Source organism: Leucobacter komagatae (genome assembly GCF_000834055.1).
Classification (GTDB): Bacteria; Actinomycetota; Actinomycetes; order Actinomycetales; family Microbacteriaceae; genus Leucobacter; species Leucobacter komagatae_A.
Genome location: NZ_JXSQ01000001.1, coordinates 190,986 through 213,079 on the forward strand (window position 1 = coordinate 190,986; position 22,094 = coordinate 213,079).

Consider the following 22,094-nt stretch of genomic DNA (forward strand, 5'->3'; position numbering starts at 1 on the left):
GCGAGAAACGGCTGTGGGCCAGGAGACACTGTCTCCTGGCCCACAGCCGTTTGTGCGTGGGGCGCGCGACTATCGCGCTGACATTGCGCGGTCGACGACCCGCGAGGCGATGCCGAGGATGGCGATGAGCGCGAACGAGACGATCGCGACGGTGCCGAAGTACTGCGCCTCGGCGCCCTGCTGGTATGACTGAGAGATCCATCCGGCGAGCGTTGACCCGCCAGCCATCGTCAGGAAGTAGAGCGCTGTCATCTGTGAGCTCGCCGCCTTGGGGGCGAGCTCGGCCGTGAAGGAGAGCGCGGACGGCGCAAAGAGCGACTCGCCGAACGCGAAGCAGAGCATCACGAGGAGTGCGATGGTGAGCGGCATCGTCTTGCCAGCGCCGAGGCCGAACGGCACGATCACCGCTGCTCCAACGGCCATTGCGGCGACGCCGACAATGAGCTTGGTTGACGGAACCATCCGCGAGGCCCTGCTGCGGGTCCACAGGAGGGCGAGGAGCGCCGTGATGCCGGCGACCGCGAGGCTCTCGAGGGTGACAATCAGCGACGGCGGCACGGTGACGGAACCGACCGTGAGGTTGATCTTCGTGTCCGCGAACACGGCGAAGGCGGTGAAGAGCTGGAAGAGTAGCGTCCAGAACACGAGACTCATGAGGAACACGGGTACGTAGCGGATCACCGAGCGGCGCTCGCTCGCGGTGACCTGCTTGTTGGTGAGCAGCATGGCGAAGAGTCCGACGGCGGCGACGAGTACGACGAGCGCGACGACGTTGCTGATGTTGTCCGCGCGGACGAGCCCGAGGGAGACGGCGGCTACGATGACCGCGATGCCTGCGACGGTGACGAGGATCCACCTTGCGCGCGCGTGCGCCGGAAGCGGGTTCGGGACGACGCCCGTGCTTGCGGGGAGCCTGCGCATGCCGAAGATGTACTGGCCGAGACCGAGAGCCATGCCGGCTGCCGCTGCGCCGAAGGCGACATGGAACCCCCATGATTGGTTGAGCCAGCCGGTGACGAGCGGGCCAGCGAAGGCGCCGAGCGTGATGCCCATGTAGTAGATCGAATACCCGGCGTCCCTCCGCGGGCCGCCGTTCGGGTAGAGCTCGCCCACCATCATGGTGGTGTTGACCTTCAGGCCGCCAGTGCCGATGACGATGAGGGTGAGCCCGACGACAAGGCCCGCAAGGCCGGGAACTACTGCGAGCATCACGTGACCGGCGAGGATGCCGGAACCGCCGACGAGTACGACGTATTTGGGCGCGAGGACGCGGTCTGCGACCCACGCGCCGACGATCTGCGCGATGTAGACGAGTCCGCCGTATGCGCCTGCGATCCCGAGCGCGACGGTCTGGGGGAGGCCAAGGCCGCCCTCGGCCAGCGAATAGTACAGATAGTAGGCGAGGAGCACCTGCAGGCCGTAGAAGCTGAAGCGCTCCCACATCTCCACGCCAGAAAGGGTGAGCAGGCCGCTCGGTTTTGCGTCATCGACGACAAGACCGAGGGCGCGTGTCACGCCGGTGTGCTGTTGTGGCCCTGACTCGGTGGTGCCTGGCGTTGGGGCTACGGGCGGAAGGGGCTTCGTCATTGACTCTCCATGTGGGCATGCTGGTGATGTTCTGGCTGCCTGGCCGGTCGGGCGGCAGCCGGTGGGTAGCGCGGGCGAGGATCTTCGGTGTAAAGTTAATGAACTGTTGGTCAGACCAATTGCTCGAGCGCTTGGCAAATATACCCTGTCGCGAAGCGCGGCGTCAAAAGAGCAAAAGTGGCCACCCAAACGCGATAGTTTCAGAGGGTTGCCCGCGCGCCGACGGGCACGAAGCCGGTAGTTATGCACGAAAGGAGTGGCGATGGATTGGACCTCAATGAAGCCGGCGACGACGCTGTCGCTGCCCGACCGCCTCTCGGTAGATCTCGAGAGGCTCATCCTTGAGGGTGAGCTCGCGCCGGGGGACAGGCTCCCACCCGAGCGGAGTCTCGCCGAACTCTTCGGTGTGTCTCGAGTCTCCGTTCGGGAGGCGCTGCGCGAGCTGGAAAACCGCGGACTCATTGATCGCAGGCCAGGACGAGGCACGATCGTGCTCAGCCCGGGTGAACGCTCTGGGATTGCCGAGCGCATCGGGGAGGCCGTGAACTCCGCTGAGGCTGAGATCCGCGACATCATGGAGCTCCGAGCGATCGTTGAGCCTCCCATCGCCCGCATCACCGCCGGGCGAGCAACCCCGCGCGACATTGCGCAGCTGCGCGAGCTCGTCGAGGCGATGGAGAAAGACGTCACCTCCGAGCGGTACGCCGATCTTGACCGTGCGTTCCATCAGTCCATCGCCCAGTACACCCACAATCCGCTGCTTGAGCTCATCAACGAACAGATCGCTCAGCAAATTGCCCCGAGCCGCGGCAGCCGGTACCAGACGCGCGAGCGCAGGCAAGTCTCCAGCGCAGCGCACAGGCGCATCTTTGAAGCAATCGCTGACGGTGACGGAGACCGCGCAGAGGCCGAAGCGCGCGCCCACGTCCTCGACATCGCCGAACAGATCTCTATTGCTGACCAGCACGGCGTAGCCGGGCCTGAAGGCATCACTCAGGAAGAACAGGAGACCGCGTAGTGGGAGCATCACCGCTGGGTGCGATCGCAACCTCACACCATCTCGCGACCGAGGCGGGGGCCGCCGTGCTCCGCGCCGGCGGAAACGCGGTCGACGCAGCGATCACCGCGGCCGCAACGCTCTGCGTTGTCTACCCGAACAATGTGGCGCTCGGCGGTGACCTCGTCGCAATCGTCCGCAGCCCCGACGGCGAGATCAGGTTCCTCAACGCGACGGGGACGGCACCGGCAGGTCAAAGCCTCGAGGGGCTCCGCGAGGCCCACGGCGATTCGCTCCCGCTTCGCGGCATCGACACGGTCACCGTACCTGGCGGCATCCGCGGGTGGGAAGCGCTCCATGAGCTTGGGGCGACCCGCAGCTGGGCTGAACACCTGGCCCCGGCGATCGGCTTCGCGAAGGGCGGCTTCCCGAATTCGCGTTCGGTCGCGCGCGAGCTGCGCGCCGCCGAGCCCGAGTTCTCGAAAGATCCCGGCGCGCGCGACGTCTTCTACCCCGGTGGATCGCCGCTCGCCGAGGGCGAGACACTCGTGCAACCAGCCCTCGCTCGCTCGCTCGAGCAGCTCGCAGCTGAGGGAGCGGATGCGTTCTACACTGGCGACCTCGCGCGCAGCTGGGTGGCGGGGCTCGCGAGCCGCGGCTCGAAGATCACTCTCGAGGACACGGCAGCCTATCGCCCGTTCTGGGACGAGCCGATCGAGACCGAGTTCCGTGGGCTTCGGGTGCTCACCGGGCCGCCGAACACGTCTGGCTTCATGTTTCTGCGCGCGCTCAACGCGATCACCGCTGGCATCGAGGATCCGCTCGGCGCTGGCGCGGGCGAGCTCGCGCGCGCCTTCTACGAGAGCAATCAGGTGCGCACGCAGCTGCTCTCCGACCCGACATTCGACGGTGCGACCGGTGAGCAGCTCGTCGCAGCTGTTGCCCCCGAGCGCCCGATTCGCGGCGATGCGAAGGCGAGCGGGGACACGGTCGGATTCTCCGCGGTGAGCGCCGACGGCTGGGCCGTGTCGTTCATTAACTCGGTGTACTGGGATTTTGGCTCGTACATTCTCGAGCCCGAGACGGGAATCATTTTCCAGAACCGCGGCACATCGTTCTCGCTCGATCCCGAGTCGCCGAACGCATTCGCCCCCGGCAAGCGCCCACGGCACACGCTCATGCCCGTCATGGTGCTCGAGGGCGATGAGCTGCGCTACGTGCCCGCGACGATGGGTGGCGCCGCGCAGCCTCAGGTACACACGCACCTGCTGCAGCGCATGCTCTCCGGTGCCGACCCACAGACCGCGACCCACGCCCCGCGCTGGATGGTCGAGGAGATCACGGGCGACACGCAGGTGAGCGTTGTCGTCGAGTCCGACGTGTCCGCCGAGGCGCAGGCCGCCATTGCTGCCGCGGGCTTCGCGCTCGTCTCAGTGCCGGCGCGCGACGAGTCCCTGGGCCACTCGAATGTGGTCAGAGTGGATCGCGCGAGCGACGGCAGCGTCGGGTACACGGCCGCGAGCGATCCACGCTCCGACGGCTCAGCGATCGTCGTGGCGGGGGCCGGGTAGGGGAGCGGCGGATCGTAGGATCCGCTCCCCGCACCGATCGCACACGCACAGAAAGCAACGCATGAATACCACCGACTTTGCACTCCCACGCCCCTCTATCCTGGTGCTCGCGCTACTCGGCGCGCTCACTGGCCTCCTCTCCGGACTCTTCGGTATCGGCGGCGGCGTCGTGCTCGTTCCGCTGCTCACCATCTTCCTCGGATACCAGCAGCGGCTCGCTGCCGGCACCTCGGTCGCCGCGATCCTCCCAGCTGCGATCGTCGGCGGCATTGGGTACGGCGTGCAGGGCAACGTCGACTGGATGGCAGCGCTGCTGCTCGCCATCGGCATCATCGTCGGCGCTCAGATCGGCAGCTACCTCCTCGCGAAGGTTCCGACCGGCTTCCTGCGCTGGCTGTTCATGGTGTTCTTGCTCGGCGTTGTCGTGAGCCTCTGGTTCGTTGTTCCGCAGCGCGAGGCGGAGATTGAGATGACGCTGCTGCTCGGCGGCGGGCTCGTCTTGCTCGGCCTGATCACGGGTGTGCTCTCCGGCCTGCTCGGTGTTGGCGGTGGCGTCATCGTGGTGCCTGCGCTCATGTTCTTCTTCGGGTCGAACGACCTCGTGGCAAAGGGCACCTCGCTCATCATGCTCATCCCCGGATCGATCTCGGGCACCCTCGGCAACTTCAGGCGCCGCAACGTCGACATGCGGGCAGCCCTCGGCCTCGGCATCGCGGCGAGCATTGTCTCGCCCCTCGGCTCCGTGCTCGCCACGAAGATCACGCCGTTCGCCTCCAACGCGGCGTTCTCGCTGCTGCTCGCATTCGTGCTCGGCCAGATGCTGTACAAGACAATCCGCGCAAAGAAGAAGTAGCGGCGTAGGCGGGCGGAGGTCGGGCCTTCGCTCGCGCTCGCAGACTCCTGTCTTGGGGCCCCGGTCGTTGACTCTCGAGCGCCCGCTCAGCCCCCGCCGAGCCTGACAGGGATGCGCGCAGACAGCGCGTTCCCGAGGGCAATTGCGCGCCTCTCAACGAAGTGCCAGGAGACGTACCCGAGCAGGACCGCCGCGGGGAGCACGATTGCGATGCTCGCCCACACGGGCAACGGACCGGCGAGGGCGATGACAATCTGCTGCAGCGGGAACGCCCAGAGATACATGCCGTACGAGGGATCGCCGAGACGGGAAAGCGGTGCCGCGATCCTGCTTGACCGGCTCCCAGCGGCGATGACCGCGTAGGGCACGAATCCCCAGGCTGCCACGAGGCCTACTTCGCCGCCGAGGAACGGCAGGATCACGGCACCGAGCGCCGCCGGCCAAAGCGGCAAGCGCACCGAACGCGGGATCTCCGCGAGCAGCGAGCCGATAATGAAGAAGACGACCGCGATCATGGTTATGCGGAGCGGGCCAGCGAGCGGAATCGCGATGATGGCGGTTGCGGTAGCGAGCGCGAGCACGCCCCGGAGCACTCGGTTAGCCCAGACACCGAGGATGCCAAGGGCTACGAGCGCGAGATAGCACCCGAACTCGGGGCCAAGGCTCCACAGCGAGCCATTGACTGCCGTCGTCGGGTTGTCGGTGAACACGCCGGGCAGGTCGTACTCGGCAAGCAGCGTGAGGTTGAGCAAATAGCTCCATGTCTGCCCGCTGCCCCAGTAGGCGGCAGGCCGCTCAGCTGTCATGAGCGGGCCGATCAGGCCGAGTGTCACGACGACGACAAGGGCGAGCGCTGGAAAGATGCGCAGCGCGCGGCGAATGAGGAACGGGGCGGGCCGCGGCTCCCGAGCCCAGCTCCGCGCAAGCAGGTAGCCACTCATCGCGAAGAAGATGTACACCCCCAGGTGGTGCGCTGTGATGCCAGCGAGCGTCGGAGGGCCCTTGATGCCCGACAGCGGCCATGCGTGTCCGACGATCACCATGCCCGCCGCGGCAATGCGGATGAGGTCGAAGAGGTTGCTGCCGCGCCCCGTCGTGTGTGGGCGCGGATGCGCGGGCTGATTGGAGGGGCCTGGCTCATGGGCCGGTGCTGGCTGTTGCCCGGAGGTTGCGCGCGCGGGGCCGGGGCGTGAGTGTCCGCCCGCAGCAGCCATTCTCGCCTCCCCTCCCGGAACGCGCAGGGTCGCCGCCTCCGTAGCACGAGGCTACTCTGCGCTGCCCCTGGGGCGGAAGCCCCCCCGGTGCGCGGAGGTCTCCGGTGCGCTATGCGTTACAACTTGCGCCATCGTCTACGTTGGTGTTGCGTTCGGGGCCAGTGCACTTGTCGCTCGAAGGCCGAGCGCGGCGCGGGGCGCGCTATCGTCTCTGGTGTCGTCGTGATCGGGCTGGGTCGTCGCTTATCAGGGGAGGCCTGCGAGCGGCACGGCCCTGCATCGGTCCCTGGGAGGAGGAGACTGAGTCTGCCTGAGAATGTCTGCGCGTGGTAGGTGGCCTATCCGAACAAAGCAGAAGGCCCCTGATCAGTGAATCCCTGATCAGGGGCCTTCTTCAAGTTGCGGGGGCAGGATTTGAACCTACGACCTCCGGGTTATGAGCCCGGCGAGCTACCGAACTGCTCCACCCCGCGTCACGATTACTAGCCTAACGGGGCAACGGGAGAAGTGACTAACCGGGGCGGATACTGGGCGTGTTGCGCTCCGAAAATGAGGGCCTGCTCGCAGTGAAATGGGCTTGTTTGCCTGCTGGGTGAGGGTTCCAGCGAAGGGGAGCGTGCCTGAATGAGTGCAGCGGGGTCGGCCGCGGTGCTGTGTGCAGAGGCGAAGAAGCTGATCGGGGAGCGGTGCCTATAGCGTTCTCCACAACGTGCTCCTCGCGTATGCGATCCGCGTGTTTTCTGCGCGCTCCACGGTGTGGTGGGCTCACGGGGTTTGTCGTTGGCCGAGCCGGGGGTTCGGGGGAGAGGGGTCTGTCTCGCCAGTCCCGTGCCCGCGCGTGCGCGGTGCGGAGGGTGATTGCTGCGTCCCTGGGCGAGCGCGAAGGCAAAACGAAAGGCCCCTGATCTGGATTTCTCCAGTTCAGGGGCCTTCCTCAATGGTTGCGGGGGCAGGATTTGAACCTACGACCTCCGGGTTATGAGCCCGGCGAGCTACCGAACTGCTCCACCCCGCGGCACAAGAATTAACTCTATCAGCTATTCCTCCCTGACGCCAATCGGGCTGCGTACTTGGCCTGTGGAAGGTTTTTCGCGCTCGCAAGAAGACCGGGCGAGCATGGCCGCTCAGTAGTTTTCGTACCGAGAGGTTGACCACATGAATGACCACGTACGCGTGCGCCGCAATCGCACGCGAAAGCCCCTGCTCGCTGCTCTACTCGCCGTGCCGTTGTTACTCCCTGGGGCAGTTCCCGCGGCTCAGGCCGCCTCGCTTGACGGAATGATTGCGATTGGTGGGTACGAGATGGGGGCGTTTATTCTTGCCGACGGTTCCCTCGCCTATTGCTTGGAGCCAGGGGCGCAGGCGCCACTGAGCGCACAGCTCCCGCCTGGCAGGGTGTCCGAACTCCCCGGCTACTCCGTCTACGTAGATGACGCGTGGGGGTGGAGCGGCCAAGTTCGCACGTCTCCCGCAACCGGTGAAGTGATGCGACAGCTCAACTGGGTGCTCGCAGAACACGGAAACACCACGGATAGCGAGAAGGCAGTTGCGGTGCAGATCGCGCTGTGGGAGCTCCGCCGTGAGCCTGGGAACGCGGCATGGATTGACGGCAAATACGCGCATTTCAACCGCAACGGTGGGGCAGCCTTCGTGACGGCAGGCAAGCGGCTCGCAGCGGAGGCGAAAACCGCGGCGGTCGGGCCGGGTAATGTGCGCCCTGACGCACCGCTTGAGTTGACTCAAGACACTGAGGATGGCGCTGAGAGCGGAGCGGTGAGCTATCCGCGAGGCACGACCGAGCTCAAGATTGCCGGGGGTCGTTTTGCTGACGGCTCAACACAGCTCAAGCTCGACGGCAGCACTGCAGGCAGCGTCCGGTGGTCAGCCACACCCCACGAACCAGCCTGGGCGCGCTTCAACGACGTCACGATCTCAGGGACGTGGGCTCTCGCTGAGCGCTATTGGCCGGCCGAGCTCATCGTGCACCCCTCATCAAGGGCGGTCGAGCAGCGACTGGGGTCTGGCGTGAAACCTGTGGTCGGCCAAAATACGGGAGCGCTAGGGCCGGTCTCCGCAACATTCGACAGCAGATTCGCGCCGGCAGTCACGACACAGGTGCCCGAAGAACTAGTGCCGCGAACGACCGGCTTGTTCCGGGACCGTGTGACCGTGTCCGAAGCCGATGGGCGCTGGCCCGAAAGATTAGATGGCGGCGAAATGCTCCCGTTGCTTGCAGAGGGCACGCTCTACGGCCCCTTCGTTTCTCCGCAGCAGGAGGCTCCCGATCCGCCGGTCGACGCGCCGGTAGCTGCCCGCGCCTCGGTGGAGATCACAGAAGGGCCGGGCACATATGACGTAGAGACGTCCCTCGCGGGAGCCTCCTCCGGATATTACTACTGGCTCTGGATGATTCGCGAGGAGGGCCAGTCTGAAGAGATCAGAGCCGCCGAGATTCTGCAGCCGGGAGCCGTCCACGCTGACCGATTCGGTGTGCTCGCTGAACGGCAAATCGTTCCGACGGAGTTGCGTTGGCAGACCAGGCTCGCGGAGCACACAATCACACCGAGCGCTCGCACGCTGCAGGACAGCGTAAGAGCGACGCTCGTTGGCGGCGAGTGGCTGCAAGACGAGTCCGGCGCGCGTCTGCAGGCGAACGTCCGGCTGACGTTTTACCAGCTCAACGAGCGTCCTGAGCGGCAGGCGCTGCCCTCACCGGCAGCACGTGAGCTCGGCCATGTGCTCGTGCCGATGACAGAGGTGGATCGCTGGACCGAGGCCCCACCGTTCACGATTCCTGCGGACGAGCGCGGTTGGGTGACGGTGCAGGCGTGCCTCATCGCGGCGGATCAAACAGCAGAGATCGTGGGCAAGATTACGGAGTGGTGTGACGACTTCGGGGTGCCAGATGAGACGGCGCAGATAGTTGAGCCGCTTGCCGAAACCGGGGGCCCAGCGCCAAGGCCGGAAGCGCTCGGCACCCTGTTCCCAATATCTCCGGAGGTGGCGCTCGGGGCCGCTCTGCTCGGAATGGGCGGGTTGAGTCTCGGCATTGCATTGCTGCGGAGGCGGGCGAGGCTCATGTGAGGCCTGTTCGCGGCCTGGGGTCCCTCACCGGATTTTGAGGGACCGGGCTCGCCTCACTCGCTCGCTCGCGACAGCATCTGCAGGCACTATGCAGCGTTCCCAAATCAAATTCATAGGTTAAGGGGGAATGCTTAAGTCATCGAGAGAGGAGCCACGATGGCTGACAACAATCTTCCCGCTGGACAGGATGCTTCGGCGAGCGAGCCAGAGGAATCCGGCCAGCAGGTGCCGGCTGAGCAGTCGCAGGCGCAGCCAGCAGCTGAGCAGCCAACGCCGGCCCAACCGGAGCAGGGTTTGCCTGGCCAGGGCGTCGCACCAGTGGGGAAGCCAGGAGGGTACCCGACGGCGGATATCGCTTCGCCAGTTGCCCAGGGGCAGGCCGCGTCAACTGCACCGCAGGCGGGACCCCCGGCAGGCGTGCCGCTCGGAGGCGTGCAGGGACAGCACCCCACTCCGTTCCAGGGCGCGCACACCGCGCAGACGCAGGGACAGCCGCAGCTCACCCACGAACACCCAACGCAGCCGTTCCCCGATGCATTCGGTCAGCCGGCCGCGGGAGCACCGCCCGTTAAGCAGAAGAACGGGGGAGGAAAGCGCACCCACTCGACCGGGACGTTCCTCGCTGGTCTCGCCGCTGCGGCGCTCATCGGCGGCATCGTTGGCGGCGGCGTGTCATCGCTCGTTGTCGCAAACTCGCTGCCGAAGAACGGCTCCGTCTCACAGCAGAGCGGCGCGGTCACCCTGAATAACCCGGAAACCGCCACCGAGATCTCAGGTGTCGCGGCAGTCGGGACACCGAGCGTTGTGACGCTTTCGGTCGAATCCCAGACCGAGGGTGGCTCAGGCTCTGGCGTGATCTACAGTGAAGACGGCTACATCATCACCAATGCGCACGTCGTCACGCTTGACGGGGCGGCTACCGACCCCACGATCCGGGTGAAGCTCAGCGACGGTCGTCTGTTCACCGGAACGCTGGTTGGCGTTGCGCCTTACTCCGACATCGCCGTGGTGAAGATCGACGCCGAGGGCCTCACGCCGATCGAAATCGCCGATTCAAGCAAGGTGAACGTTGGCGACCTCGCCGTCGCGATCGGGGCGCCCATGAGTCTCTCCAATACGGTGACGAGTGGCGTGGTGAGTGCGCTCAACCGCGGCATCTCCGTCGGAAGCGCGCTCATCCCGCAGGACCCGAGCCAGGAAGGGCAGGAAGCGCCAGACGGTGAAGAGTCGCCCGACGGACGCGGATTCCCATGGGACTTCCGCTTCGACAGGCCAGGTGAGGAGCAGAACACCCAACAGGCAGGCGGGCAGGTGACCCTGCCGGTCGTGCAGACCGACGCGTCAATCAACCCTGGCAACTCGGGTGGAGCGCTCCTGAACGCGCGCGCAGAGCTCATCGGCATTAACGTGGCGATCGCCTCCCCTGGAGCAACCGAGGGCAAGGCCTCGAGCGCGGGCCTTGGCTTCGCGATCCCGGCCGACCTGGCAACGCGAGTTGCGGACGAGATCATCGCAGGCGAGAAGCCAACCCACGGGCTGCTCGGTGCTGGCGTGGTGGACTCGAGCGCCGATACCGACGCAGATGCGAACCACGCTGGCGGCCTGATCAGGGAGGTTGTGCGCGGCGGCGCAGCAGCGAATGCCGGTCTGAAGGTCGGAGACGTCATCACCGCAGTCGACGGGGTGCCAGCATCGGACGGAACTTCCGTATCAGCGCTCATCCGCATGCACGCTGGTGAGAGCGAAGTGAGCATCGACTACACCCGCAACGGCGTCGCGGGCCAGGTCACAGCGACCCTCGGCACCCTCGAGTGGTAACGCCGTAGCCTCTCTCGCGAAAGCGGGCACCCGAAACGGTGCCCGCTTTCGTGTTCTACAGTTGAGTCATATGAGCACCAGCCGATTCCAATTCGCGAGCAGCAACCTCTCGAAGCTCTTGGCGATCCCAAAATACGTGCTCTCGTGGCTCCTCGCGCTTGTCGTCCCACGCGACAGGGCCAGTTGGGCGGTCGGCAGCGGTGTTGGCGTTGGCGAGGGAACGCTTGCGCTCGCACGGCACCTCCTCCACGAGCGTCCGGGAACGCAGATCACCTGGCTGGTTGCAGACGAAGCCGAGAGTGAACTCGCGGCAGCAGAAGGGTTCACTCCAGTGCTCCGCAACGGCTGGCGTGGGTATTGGGCGACGCTGCGTGCGGGCACCCTGGTCGTGACGCACGGGCTCGGCGACGTGAACCGCTTCGGGGTGTTCGGCGGGACCACCGTGCAGCTCTGGCACGGTGCCCCCCTCAAACGGATCCACCTTGATTCCCCTGTGACGACCGCGGTGCGCGGCCCAGCGCTCATCCGCGGACTGCTGCGACGCATGTACGCGCGCGGCACCCAACAGGTGAGCCTCTATGTCGCGGGCTCTGTGACCGCGGCGGAGCGGCTGCGATCGGCGTTCCGGGTGGCGCCAGGCAAAGTCGCGGTCCTCGGCGACGCGCGCGACGACGCGCTCGCGCAGCAGGCACTGCGCCCCGAGCTTGCCCTCGCAGCACGGGATACCGTCGCCCGGATCCTCGCAGAGCGCGGAGCCGCCCCGCTCGCAGACGGCGAACGGCTCGTGCTGTACGCGCCGACGTGGCGCGACGGCGATACTGACCCAGCGATCCCGAACCAGCGTGATCTTCGGGCCGTGAGCTCCGCGCTCGCGGCGACTGGTGCGCGGCTCATCATCCGCTCCCACCCGCTCGGCGAGGGGGAGTACGGCGAAGCAGTTGGTGAGCGTATTCACCTGCTCGGCAGCGACCTCATCCGCGACATCACACCGGTGCTTGGCGCTTTCGACAGCGTCATCACTGACTTTTCATCGATCGCAATCGACTTCTCGTTGCTCGAGCGCCCCATTGTGTGGTTCGCCCCCGACCTCGAAGAGTACACGCGAACGCGGGGGCTCTACGAGGCGCTCGCAGTCACTGTGGGAACGCCGATAGCGCGGGACTGGGGCGGTGCGTGCGAGGCACTCACCGGTGTCCTCACCGAAGGGTCCGCCGCCGAACGAGAATCGGTTCGCGCAGCGCGGGTGCTCGCCAACCGTTTCCACCAGCATCGTGATGGGATGTCCGCAGCACGCGTGCTCGCGGCCGTGGAACGCCTTCGCCTTCCATCGCGCGAGCTTGTACGCCAGGGCGGCGTGTTCTTCGAGAGCTTCTACGGCCGCCAGGTGAGCTGCAACCCGCTCGCGATCGACACCGAGATTGCGGCACGCTACCCGCAGCTCCCACGCTACTGGAGCGTGACAAGTGAGCGGCAGCAGGTGCCTGCAGGGGCGATTCCCGTGCTCGTTGGTGGCCGGGACTGGTTCGCAGCGCGACAGCATTCTCGCATGCTCGTTGTGAACGACTGGCTGCGCTACGGCTTCAAGCGGGCCGCAGGGCAGACCGTGCTGCAAACCTGGCACGGCACGATGCTCAAACACCTCGCGCTTGGCCGACCAAACGTCTCCATACGCACGCGGCTAGCGATCCGGCGTGAGAGCCGTCGCTGGAGCATGCTGCTTTCGCAGAATCCGCACTCAACCGAGCAGTTCAGGCACAGCTACGCTTTCAACGGCGAGATTCTCGAGACCGGCTACCCGAGAGACGACAGGCTCGCGTTCGCCGACCTTGGCGGCAGCCGCAACCCGATCGCGGTCGCTACTGCCAGGCACGCACTTGGCATCCCTGACGGCAAGTCAGTCCTCGTCTACGCCCCAACCTGGCGCGACCGCGGCAGCAGCGTTGTCGACGAACTTGACGTGAACGCCCTCGCAACTGAGCTTGGCGACGACTGGATCGTCGTCGCGCGCGGACACACCCGTACGCACGCCTTCGGGGGATACCTGAGCGTCAATCCAAACGTCATCGATGCCTCAACGCACCCGGACATCAACGATGTGATCCTCGCAGCAGACCTGCTCGTGACCGACTACTCATCGCTCATGTTCGACGCTGCGGTAGCCGGCGTTCCGCTCGCCTTCTTCGTGCCAGACCTCACGGAGTACCGCGATCGTGAGCGGGGCTTCACCTTCGACTTTGAGCGGGCTGCACCAGGCCCATTGCTTGCCTCACGCGGCGAGGTCGTCACGCACGCATTGGCGCTCGCTGAGCACGGCGTGGACGCTGGCTGGGTGCGCGCATCGAGCGCAGCATACGCTGAGTGGCGCGCACGCTTCACCCCGCACGATGACGGGCACGCTACACCGCGGGTCGTCGACCGGCTGACCGAGCTTGGGGCGCTCCCGAGCGTGCACACCGGTCACGACACGTCCCGCGGTTAAGCGCCCCGCGAAACACCCGAGCGCTACGCTCGCGAGCGATCCACGACGCGGCCGCCACCGAACACAATCCCGCGCAAAAACCCCGTTCCCCAACTCGTGTGCATCGTGACGAGCGCGACGGCAGTGAGTAAACGATCGAGGGCGCCACGCTGCTCCGGGATCCGCCAGACCGCGAAAGCGATACCGAGCGCGTAGCCACCGAGGGGAGCTAGGCCGAGCGCCCACCACCCCCATGGCAGCACCGTCGTCACGAGAAGCGCGAGCACCAGGAGCGAGGCGACGAGCGCGACGACCAGCGTGCCAGGCGCAAAGAAACGCCACGGGTTCGCCCGACCGTACTTGCGCACCAGCACCGCCCGCCACGTGCCGGTCGCGAAGAACTGCTTCGCGAGATCCCGAAAGCTTGCCCGCGGCCAGTAGGTTACGCCGAGCGCAGGCTCGAACCAGACCGAGAAGCCCGCGCGGCGGATGCGAAGGTTGAGCTCCCAATCCTCCCCGCGGAGGATCCCAGGGTCGTAGCCACCCACTGCGTCGATCGCCTCCCGGCGGAAGATGCCGAGGTAGGCGGATTCGGCCGGGCCGGGGGACCCGTCCCCGTGGTAGGCGCCCCCGCCAAGGCCGAACGGGCTGTTGTAGCCGCGCGCGATCGCCCGTTGCACGGGCGACGAGCCAGCGGCACGCATCACCCCACCAACGTTCGCCGCCCCCGTCTCGCGAAGCGCTGCGACGCCGCGCCGCGTGTAGTCAGGTGTGAGCTCGGAGTGCGCATCGACGCGGATAATCACGGGGTGCACGCTCGCGGCAATCGCACGGTTGAGTCCGGCGGGAATGTCCCGGTCGGGGTTGTCGACGAGCCGCACCCGGCGATCCGTCGCGGCTATCCCGCGCGCGATCTCGGTGCTGCGGTCGCGGGAGGGGCCGAGGGCGAGGACGATTTCCTTCTCCCCGTCGTAATCCTGGGCGAGGATCGTCTGCACCGCGCGCTCGAGGTAGCCTTCCTCGTTCAACACGGGCATGACGTAGCTCACCGCTGGCTGATCGGCCAGCGGATGGAGCGAAATATTGGGCTGCGGATCCACCCGTCGATCCTCCCACAGGATGCTCCGTGAACCGCCGTCGCGGGGCCGAAGCCCGCTGGGATCTCTCTGACACAGCCGTGCGGGCTATTCTGGGTGGATGCAGATTGTGAAGGACAGCAAACGCGCGGTGAAGCTCGCAAAGCGAGTTGTCAGGGGGCGCCGGGCGTTCTTTGAACTCAAAAAGCTGCTCGCCGAGCGCGGCGATCTGCCTGAGCAGCGCTACCGGGTCGGCGTGTACTTCGCCGACAGCGATGTGAACATTTACCAGATGCGGCAGTGGTACGCGCCACTCGTCGAGCTCTCGCAGACGCTCCCGGTTGTCGTGCTCGCGCGCAACGCGGCCGGCGCCCTGCAACTCATGCGCGAGAGTGGGCTTGACGTCGCATTCGTGCCGAAGGTCACGAGCATTGAGAACTTTATCGACACGCAGCAGCTTGACGTGATCCTCTACGTGAACCAGAACACCAGAAACTTCCAGATGATGCGCTACGGCGAGCGCTGGCACGTGTTCATCAATCACGGTGAGAGCGACAAGATGTACATGACGAGTAATCAGTACAAGGCGTACGATTACGCGTTCGTCGCGGGAGACGCCGCGCGAGCACGACTCTCGAAGGCGCTCTGGCAATACGACGTCGGCGAGCGCACGCTCGCGATTGGGCGACCGCAGACGGATCACCTCAGCGGCGAACCCGCCTACACGCCAGACGAGCGAACGGTGGTGCTCTACGCGCCAACGTGGGAGGGCGATCGGCCAGCAGCTAGCTATGGTTCCGTCGTCTCCCACGGTGAGGCGCTCGTGCGCGAACTGCTTGCCACCGGACGCCACCGCGTCGTCTACCGGCCGCACCCGCGATCAGGCGTGGTGAGCCCGGAGTTCGGCGCGGCGAACGCCCGCATCATCGCGATGATTGCCGCGGCGAACCAGGCTGACGCGAGCGCACAGCATGTCTACGATGACTCCCCAGTGCTCGGCTGGCAGCTACTTACGCCCGATATTGCAATCTGCGACATATCGGCGATGGTGTACGACCGGCTCGCGACCGGCCGCCCGCTCATGGTGACACGCCCGCTCTCGCCCGAGGCCGAGATCGACGAGGGTGGCTACCTCAGTGTGTGCGAGTGGTTGCACGCTGCAGAAGCCGCAAATATCGTCGCGGTGCTCGACAGGGTTATTGACGATACGGGAGCGCGCGAACGCCTGGGCGAATGGTCTTCGCGGTACTTCGGCGATACCTCACCCGGGGCGCCAACGCGTCGCTTCCACGAGGCAATTGAGTCGTTGCTCAGCCTCGCAGCGAGCGAACGAGCGGCCGATTCCGCGGCGCAGCTCGACCGCTGACTACGCGGGGTGTTCTGAGTTGTAGCGCGCGATGACCTCGTCGATGTCGGCGTCGAGGGCGAGCGCACCCTTGTCGAGGTAGAGTCCGCGAGTGCAGAACCGCTTGAGGTCTCGTTCATTGTGGGACACAAGGAAGAGCGTCTTGCCGTCGGCGAGCAGCTCGTCGATGCGGCGATAGCACTTCGCTCTGAACGCCTTGTCTCCGACGGCGAGCACCTCATCAACGATGAGCACCGGTTCGTTGAGTTGCGAGACGACAGCGAACGCGACGCGCACTTTCATGCCGCTCGAGAGGTGCTTGAACGGGGTGTCGACGACCGCGGCGGCCTCGGCAAAGTCGATGATCTCGTCGAACTGTGCCGCGATTTCGCGCTTCGAAAGCCCGTGAAGGCCGGCGGTGAGCCACACATTGTCGCGGACCGTGAGGTCTCCAACGAAGCCGCCCGTGAGCTCGATGAGCGGGGCGACGCCTCCGCGGACATGCACGCTTCCCTCGTCGGGGAGTAGCACACCCGCGACGAGCTTCAGCAGTGTCGACTTGCCCTGGCCGTTCCTCCCAACGACGCCGATGGCCTCGCCGGGGGCTACGTCGAACGAGATGTTACGCAGGGCCCAGAACTCGCCCGGACGTGTGCGGCGCTTACTCCCAGCGAAGAGGTCTTTGAAGCTGCGTCGTGACTTGCGGTTGCGCTTAAATCGCACGCCGAGTCCCGAGACAGAGATGATGTGGTCTGCGTTCGTCATGGGTTTAGATTTCCTTCAATACGCCGCCGATGGAGCGGCGGAATGTCCACGACCCGACCGCGAGCGCGAGCAGCGCGATCACGGCTGAGGAGGCGACGAGGCCCCAGTTGAGCTGGTCAGGGAAGAAACCCCCGCGGAACAGGGCGAAGATGCCCGAGAGCGGGTTCAGCCACGCGAGGGGTTGCGCGAACTCGGGCAGGTCTGCGGCGCCGTAGATGATGGGGGAAGCGTAAAACAGGACGCGCAGCAGCAGCTTTACCGCGCGTTCAAGATCGCGGAAGAACACGACGAGCGGCGCGATGATGAGGCTGAGTCCCAGTGTGAGGATCGCCAGCAGGATGATCCCGAGCGGGAAAAACACCAACTGCCAGGAGACGGGTGCGCCGGCGAAGACCGCAAACAGCACGAGGACGGGCAAGCTGAGAATAAACTCGATGCCCTTCGACGCGACGATTCTGCCAACCCAAATCCACCGGGGGAGCGCGATGGATCGGACGAGGCGGACGTCACGGAGGAATGCGCGGGTCGCGTCGCTGAGCGCACCGTTGATCCACATCCACGGGAGCAGAGCGGTGAGGAGGAACACGATGTACGGCTGCTCACCAACGGAGCGCTCAAATACCTGCGTAAAAACGAACCAGTAGATGACGCTCATGAGGAGCGGGTCGAGCACCGACCAGAGGTATCCGAGCACCGAAGTCGAATACCGCACCTTCAAGTCGCGTTTCGTTAGGAGCCACAGCGATGACCACGCTGATCCGCGCTTGCCCCCATGATCGTATTCGGATGTATTCACGTGGTCTATCTTGCCGGGTTCACCTGGACTGCGCACTATGCTCGCGGACAGCCGTACATTTGGTAGGTTAGGGGGGTGCTGCCAGAAACCCCGCCATCGCCGTCTGAACCGCTGCCGGACGTGGGATTCGGTGCTGCGAAAACGCCTCATGCCGCCTCCCGCGAGCCAGTGACACCGTCCTCGGGCGTGTCTGACCCCGTCAGCGGGGAGCAATCGCACACTGTTGAGCCACCTGCAGGGTCACCTGCGGTCGGCGAACCCACCGCCGCGCCGCGCGTGCGGCGAACCCGGACGACCGCCACGCCCGAACCGACAGAAGTTGCTGATGCTCCTGCGCGCAACCGAATCGAAGTGCCGACCCCGTCGGTTGTGCGTGCGCGCGAGCGCGGCCGCATTGCCGAGCAGAACCCCGTCGTGCTGCGCACCGAGGTGCTCACGAAGGTCTACGGGGCTACGGTCGCTGCGAACGAGGTGTCGTTCGACGTGCATGGCGGATCGCTCACCGGTGTTGTCGGCCCGAACGGCGCAGGCAAGACCACAACGCTCTCGATGATCAGCGGACTGCTCCGACCGAGCTCTGGTCGCGTCGCCATCGGAGACGTTGATGTGTGGGCCGACGGTGCAGCGGCGAAGCGCCTCATCGGAACGCTCCCGGACCGGCTGCGACTGTTCGACCGGTTAACCGGTGCGCAACTGCTGTACTACTCGGGGGTGCTGCACGGCGTCGCTGAGGCTGAGGTTGCGAAGCGAAGCGGTGAGCTTGCCGCAGCGTTCGGCCTCGAGTCCGCGCTTGACCGGCTCGTGTCTGACTACTCGGCCGGTATGCAGAAGAAGATTGCGCTTGCCTGCTCCATGATTCACGCACCCGAGGTGCTCGTGCTCGACGAGCCGTTCGAAGCGATCGATCCGGTGTCAGCTGCGAACGTCACCGACATTCTTGAGAAGTATGTTGGCGGCGGCGGCAGCGTTGTCATGTCGAGCCACAGTCTTGAGCTCATCCAGCGAGTGTGCGACCACGTCGTGATCATCGTCGATGGTTCGGTAATCGCGCAGGGGACAGTCGACGCCGTTCGTGACGGCGTCAGTCTCGAGGAGCGGTTCCGCCTGCTCACCGGTGTCGACGAGTCGCAGAAGGGGCTCCAGTGGTTGCACGGCTCTTCCGACTCCGAGTAGCCCTAGCCGGGGGCCTCTTTCGCGGCTCGTATGCCCGCGGAATTCGCGTCGCGTTTCTGCTGCTCCTCGCCTTCGCCGGTGCCGGTGTTGCGCCCTTCCTTGTCTCCTGGTTCACCGACCCTGGCGCGCTGCGCAATGTGCTCGACGTGACCATTGGAGCGGTTGTGCTCGCGCTCGCGCTGCTCGTTCCGCTGTTTGACAGCAGGAGAAACCTTGCGCCGCGGCAGTTCGCACTGTTCCGTGCGCGGCCTGCGAACGTTGCATGGTCGATGCTGCTGACCACCGTCGCGAGCTGGCCGTTTTTGGTGTTCCTTACCTGGCTGATCGCGCTGTGGGTTGCTCGCCCCGAGTGGGCTGCTGCCGGTGGCATACTGCCGCTTGCGATCGTGCTCGCGGCCCTGTTTGGCGTCGTCGCTGCACGGTTCGCCTCCGGGCTGTCCCAGCTCGTCATCGGTGAACGCTTCGCCGGTGGGTTCCGGCTGACGGGCGGCGTGCTGTTCGTCGCTGTGTTGCCGCTCCTCGTGTTTGTCGTTGCTGAGAGCCTGCGGTCGGAGACGAACCAGGTGCTTGTTGACGCGGCGCGCGTGCTCGCGTGGACACCGTTTGGCGCTGGCTTTGCCGCGATCAATGACGCAGCTGCTGGTGACCTGAGCACTGCGGCGTTGCGTGTTGGGGTGCTTGGCGGATCCGTATTGGTGCTGCTGCTTGCGTGGTTCGGTGTCGCTGCCCGCTCCCTGCGCACGATTGAACGCCCGCGCGATATCCTCAGCGCCAGGCGCGGCCTCGGCTGGTTCGAGCGGTTCCCTGCGCGCCCTGCTCCCGTGATTGCTGCGCGGCAGCTCACGTACTGGCAGCGCGACCCGCGGTACCGGATCGCGCTCGTCGCGCTTCCCGTCGCTCCGATTGCGATTGTTGTCGCGTTCCTCGTAGCTGGCGCTGACATGTACCTTGCGGCGTTGCTGCCGCTTCCGATCTTCATGCTGTTGCTTGGCTGGTCACAGCACAACGACATCGCCATGGATTCCACCGCAATTTGGGAGCATGTCGCGAGCGGAATTCGCGGCTGGGCCGACCGTGCGGGGCGTCTGGCACCAGCGATCCTCTTCGGGGTCCCCGCGGCGATCATTGGGTCGAGTATCACCGTGACGTTCCTTGGGGACTGGCGTGTGCTCCCCGCCGTGATCGGGCTGAACGTTGGCGTGCTGTGCGTCGCGACGGGCGTCGCAAGCGTGTTCTCTGCGCTCATGCCCTACCCCGCGACGCGTCCCGGCGACAGCCCGTTCGTGCAACCGCAGTGGTCTGGCTCTGGTTCTGGCGCATCGCAGACGCTGTCGATGCTTGCCGCACTGCTGCTCTCGGTTGCGCCTGTGTGGGTGTCGGCCGCGGCGATCGCCGATGTCTCCTTCCTCGGAAACATTTGGGCGCTCGTGTTCGGAGTCGGGTTTGGTCTCGTTGTCCTCCTCGCTGGCGTTGCAATCGGCGGGAAGATCTTCGACAAGCAGGGTCCCGAGATCCTCGCGGTCACTCAGATCTTCGATTAGGAGACTCACCCGCTACTCGGTGGCGGGAACGGTTAGAATGCGTGCATGGGTATTTTCACGCGCAACGAACCAGACACAGGCGGAAGCCTCGATGTGCTTGATCGCGAGCTTGAAGAGCTGATCGAGGACACGCACATTGAAGACGGCGACCACGAGCGCTTCTCGCACTACGTACCGAAGGACAAGATTGTCGAGTCGGCAGTCACTGGCAAGGCTGTTCGTGCCCTCTGCGGCAAGAAGTGGACTCCGTCACGTGACCCCGAGCGCTTTCCTGTCTGCCCCGACTGCAAGAAGGTCTACGAGCGGATGAAGAAGTAGGGCCGCTCCCGCAGACACACGAAAGTCCGTGTCAGTTTGCGCCACCCCAGTGCTGGGATTGTGGCGCAAACTGACACGGACTTTCTGCTTGGCGGCCGCGCTTGGCGGACTCGCGGGCGCGCTCTCGCTGGCGTAGCGAGGCCGAGCCTGCGCCCGAAGCCGACTACCGGTATTCGGTAGGGATCGCGGGATCGCCGCGCGTGAGGCTCATCGCGACGCGGGGGAGCTCAGCGATCGACTCGCGGTGCCGCTCGCGTGCGAGTGCGATGCCGTCGGCGCCAACGTATTGGGGCTGGATCTCGCCGCCGATGACGAGGTGCTCGAGCACCTCGCGGCTCGTCTCAGCGACGTCCTCGCCCTCTGCTGCACCGCCAGGGCCGTCGCCGAGGAAGATGAGTTCTGCCCGTGCAACGCCGCGGGCATTCGTGAGGCGACGCACGCTCTTGCGCCCACCGACCGAGGCCTTGTCAGCGCTCTTCTTCGCAACAGACACCCAGTCGCCGTTGTCGTCCTCACGCGCGACGAGCTTGTACACCATGCCCATGGTGGGGCTGCCCGAGCCAACGACGACAGAGGTGCCGACGCCGAAGGAGTCGACGGGGGAGGACGCGAGGGCCGCAACGGTGTGCTCGTCGAGGTCGTTCGTTACGGTGATCCGCGTGTTTGTTGCCCCGAGCGAATCGAGCAGCTCGCGCACCTCGACGACGACGACGGGAAGATCGCCAGAGTCGATCCGCACAGCTCCGAGCCCGGTGCCAGCTACCTCGACGGCGGTGCGCACGCCCTGCTCCGTGTCGTACGTATCGACGAGGAGGGTCGTGTCGGCTCCGAACGCCGCGATCTGGGCAGCGAACGCTTCACGCTCGCTGTCGTGGAGCAGCGTGAACGAGTGCGCGGCTGTCCCCATCGTCGGAATCGCGTAACTGCGACCAGCTTCGAGGTTGGACGTCGCGCTGAAACCGGCGACGTATGCTGCGCGGGCGGCGGCGACTGCGCTGCGCTCGCCGGTGCGGCGCGAGCCCATCTCCGCGAGCGGCTTCCCGTTTGCGGCGTAGACCATCCGCGAGGCCGCGGTCGCGACCGCGGAGTCGTAGTTCATGATGCTCAGGGCGAGGGTCTCGAGGATGACACCCTCGGCGAAGCTCGCCTCGACGGTGATGAGCGGCGAGCCCGGGAAGAATACCTCGCCCTCGGGGTAGCCCCAGATGTCGCCGGTGAACTTGTAGTTCGCAAGCCAATCGATTGTTTCTGCGCTCACGACGTTGTTCGCGCGGAGAAACTCCAACTCCTGGTCGCCGAAGCGGAAGTCCGTGATGGCTTCGAGGAGACGACCGGTTCCCGCGACGACGCCGTAGCGGCGGGCGCCTGAGAGTCTGCGCGCGAACAGCTCGAAGACGCTGTTGCGGTGCGCGGTGCCGGCCTTGAGGGCGGCGTCGACCATAGTGAGCTCGTAGTGATCGGTGAGCAAAGCAGTTGAGGTGTGCACCCCGCCAGCATA

At 65.7% G+C, this 22,094-nt stretch carries 16 protein-coding genes and 2 tRNA genes; 10 read left to right on the forward strand and 8 right to left on the reverse strand.

All coding sequences use genetic code 11. From position 1 onward, the window contains the following. Positions 1-69: 69 nt before the first annotated feature. Positions 70-1,587 carry a peptide MFS transporter gene (locus SD72_RS00855; protein ID WP_052492357.1) on the reverse strand — a complete coding sequence of 506 codons (1,518 nt, stop codon included), beginning with the start codon at positions 1,585-1,587 and terminating at the stop codon, positions 70-72. Positions 1,588-1,849: 262 nt separating this feature from the next. Here SD72_RS00855 and SD72_RS00860 point away from each other — a divergent pair, with 262 nt between their 5' ends. From SD72_RS00860 to SD72_RS00870, 3 genes are all read left to right on the forward strand, one after another. After that, complete coding sequence (locus SD72_RS00860) at positions 1,850-2,605, forward strand: FadR/GntR family transcriptional regulator (RefSeq protein WP_042542526.1); 756 nt, start codon at positions 1,850-1,852, stop codon at positions 2,603-2,605. Further along, the gene (locus SD72_RS00865) at positions 2,605-4,155 is read left to right on the forward strand and encodes a gamma-glutamyltransferase family protein (protein WP_042542527.1); all 1,551 of its coding nucleotides are present in this window, start codon (positions 2,605-2,607) and stop codon (positions 4,153-4,155) included. The genes SD72_RS00860 and SD72_RS00865 overlap by 1 nt, the downstream gene beginning before the upstream one ends. Before the next feature lie 61 nt (positions 4,156-4,216). Next, the gene (locus tag SD72_RS00870; RefSeq protein WP_042542528.1) at positions 4,217-5,008 is read left to right on the forward strand and encodes a sulfite exporter TauE/SafE family protein; all 792 of its coding nucleotides are present in this window, start codon (positions 4,217-4,219) and stop codon (positions 5,006-5,008) included. A gap of 86 nt (positions 5,009-5,094) precedes the next feature. Here SD72_RS00870 and SD72_RS00875 read toward each other — a convergent pair whose 3' ends face one another. The 3 genes from SD72_RS00875 to SD72_RS00885 all read right to left on the reverse strand — a co-directional run bounded on the left by SD72_RS00875 (position 5,095) and on the right by SD72_RS00885 (position 7,237). Beyond that, the gene (locus tag SD72_RS00875) at positions 5,095-6,222 is read right to left on the reverse strand and encodes an acyltransferase family protein (protein WP_042542529.1); all 1,128 of its coding nucleotides are present in this window, start codon (positions 6,220-6,222) and stop codon (positions 5,095-5,097) included. A gap of 399 nt (positions 6,223-6,621) precedes the next feature. Next, positions 6,622-6,695, reverse strand: a tRNA-Met gene (locus tag SD72_RS00880). 465 nt (positions 6,696-7,160) lie between these two features. Beyond that, positions 7,161-7,237: transfer RNA gene (locus tag SD72_RS00885), tRNA-Met, on the reverse strand. A 140-nt stretch (positions 7,238-7,377) separates the two neighbouring features. Here SD72_RS00885 and SD72_RS00890 point away from each other — a divergent pair. From SD72_RS00890 to SD72_RS00900, 3 genes are all read left to right on the forward strand, one after another. Beyond that, positions 7,378-9,306: a hypothetical protein gene (locus SD72_RS00890; protein WP_042542530.1), complete on the forward strand. Its 1,929-nt coding sequence runs from the start codon at positions 7,378-7,380 to the stop codon at positions 9,304-9,306. Positions 9,307-9,462: 156 nt separating this feature from the next. Next, complete coding sequence (locus tag SD72_RS00895; RefSeq protein WP_052492358.1) at positions 9,463-11,124, forward strand: S1C family serine protease; 1,662 nt, start codon at positions 9,463-9,465, stop codon at positions 11,122-11,124. Between the two features lie 70 nt (positions 11,125-11,194). Beyond that, positions 11,195-13,603 carry a CDP-glycerol glycerophosphotransferase family protein gene (locus tag SD72_RS00900; RefSeq protein ID WP_042542532.1) on the forward strand — a complete coding sequence of 803 codons (2,409 nt, stop codon included), beginning with the start codon at positions 11,195-11,197 and terminating at the stop codon, positions 13,601-13,603. Between the two features lie 23 nt (positions 13,604-13,626). Here the strand turns inward: SD72_RS00900 and SD72_RS00905 are convergent, their stop codons facing one another. Further along, positions 13,627-14,682 (reverse strand): glycosyltransferase family 2 protein, encoded by a 1,056-nt coding sequence (locus SD72_RS00905; protein ID WP_269745550.1) that lies wholly within the window; start codon positions 14,680-14,682, stop codon positions 13,627-13,629. A 97-nt stretch (positions 14,683-14,779) separates the two neighbouring features. Here SD72_RS00905 and SD72_RS00910 point away from each other — a divergent pair, with 97 nt between their 5' ends. Next, positions 14,780-16,024, forward strand: coding sequence for a CDP-glycerol glycerophosphotransferase family protein (locus SD72_RS00910; protein ID WP_042542533.1), 1,245 nt, complete (start codon positions 14,780-14,782; stop codon positions 16,022-16,024). Here SD72_RS00910 and SD72_RS00915 read toward each other — a convergent pair whose 3' ends face one another. Together SD72_RS00915 and SD72_RS00920 are read right to left on the reverse strand one after the other, a co-directional pair. Then, positions 16,025-16,768: an ABC transporter ATP-binding protein gene (locus SD72_RS00915; protein ID WP_042542534.1), complete on the reverse strand. Its 744-nt coding sequence runs from the start codon at positions 16,766-16,768 to the stop codon at positions 16,025-16,027. Positions 16,769-16,772: 4 nt separating this feature from the next. Further along, positions 16,773-17,564 (reverse strand): ABC transporter permease, encoded by a 792-nt coding sequence (locus tag SD72_RS00920; protein WP_042542535.1) that lies wholly within the window; start codon positions 17,562-17,564, stop codon positions 16,773-16,775. Between the two features lie 351 nt (positions 17,565-17,915). Between SD72_RS00920 and SD72_RS00925 the strand changes: the two genes are divergently transcribed. The 3 genes from SD72_RS00925 to SD72_RS00935 are packed head-to-tail and all read left to right on the forward strand — an operon-like array spanning position 17,916 to position 20,596. Beyond that, on the forward strand, positions 17,916-18,737 hold the full coding sequence (locus SD72_RS00925) for an ABC transporter ATP-binding protein (RefSeq protein ID WP_332307485.1): 822 nt from the start codon (positions 17,916-17,918) through the stop codon (positions 18,735-18,737). Continuing rightward, a complete protein-coding gene (locus SD72_RS00930; RefSeq protein WP_042542536.1) occupies positions 18,707-20,278 on the forward strand; it encodes a hypothetical protein in 1,572 nt (523 codons plus the stop codon). Before SD72_RS00925 ends, SD72_RS00930 begins: the two co-directional genes overlap by 31 nt. Positions 20,279-20,323: 45 nt before the next feature. Further along, positions 20,324-20,596, forward strand: a complete 273-nt coding sequence (locus tag SD72_RS00935; protein WP_042542537.1) for a DUF3039 domain-containing protein — start codon at positions 20,324-20,326, stop codon at positions 20,594-20,596. Between the two features lie 163 nt (positions 20,597-20,759). On the opposite strand, the gene SD72_RS00940 is transcribed toward SD72_RS00935, so the two are convergent. Further along, positions 20,760-22,082: a nicotinate phosphoribosyltransferase gene (locus SD72_RS00940; RefSeq protein WP_084766652.1), complete on the reverse strand. Its 1,323-nt coding sequence runs from the start codon at positions 22,080-22,082 to the stop codon at positions 20,760-20,762. Positions 22,083-22,094 lie beyond the last annotated feature (12 nt).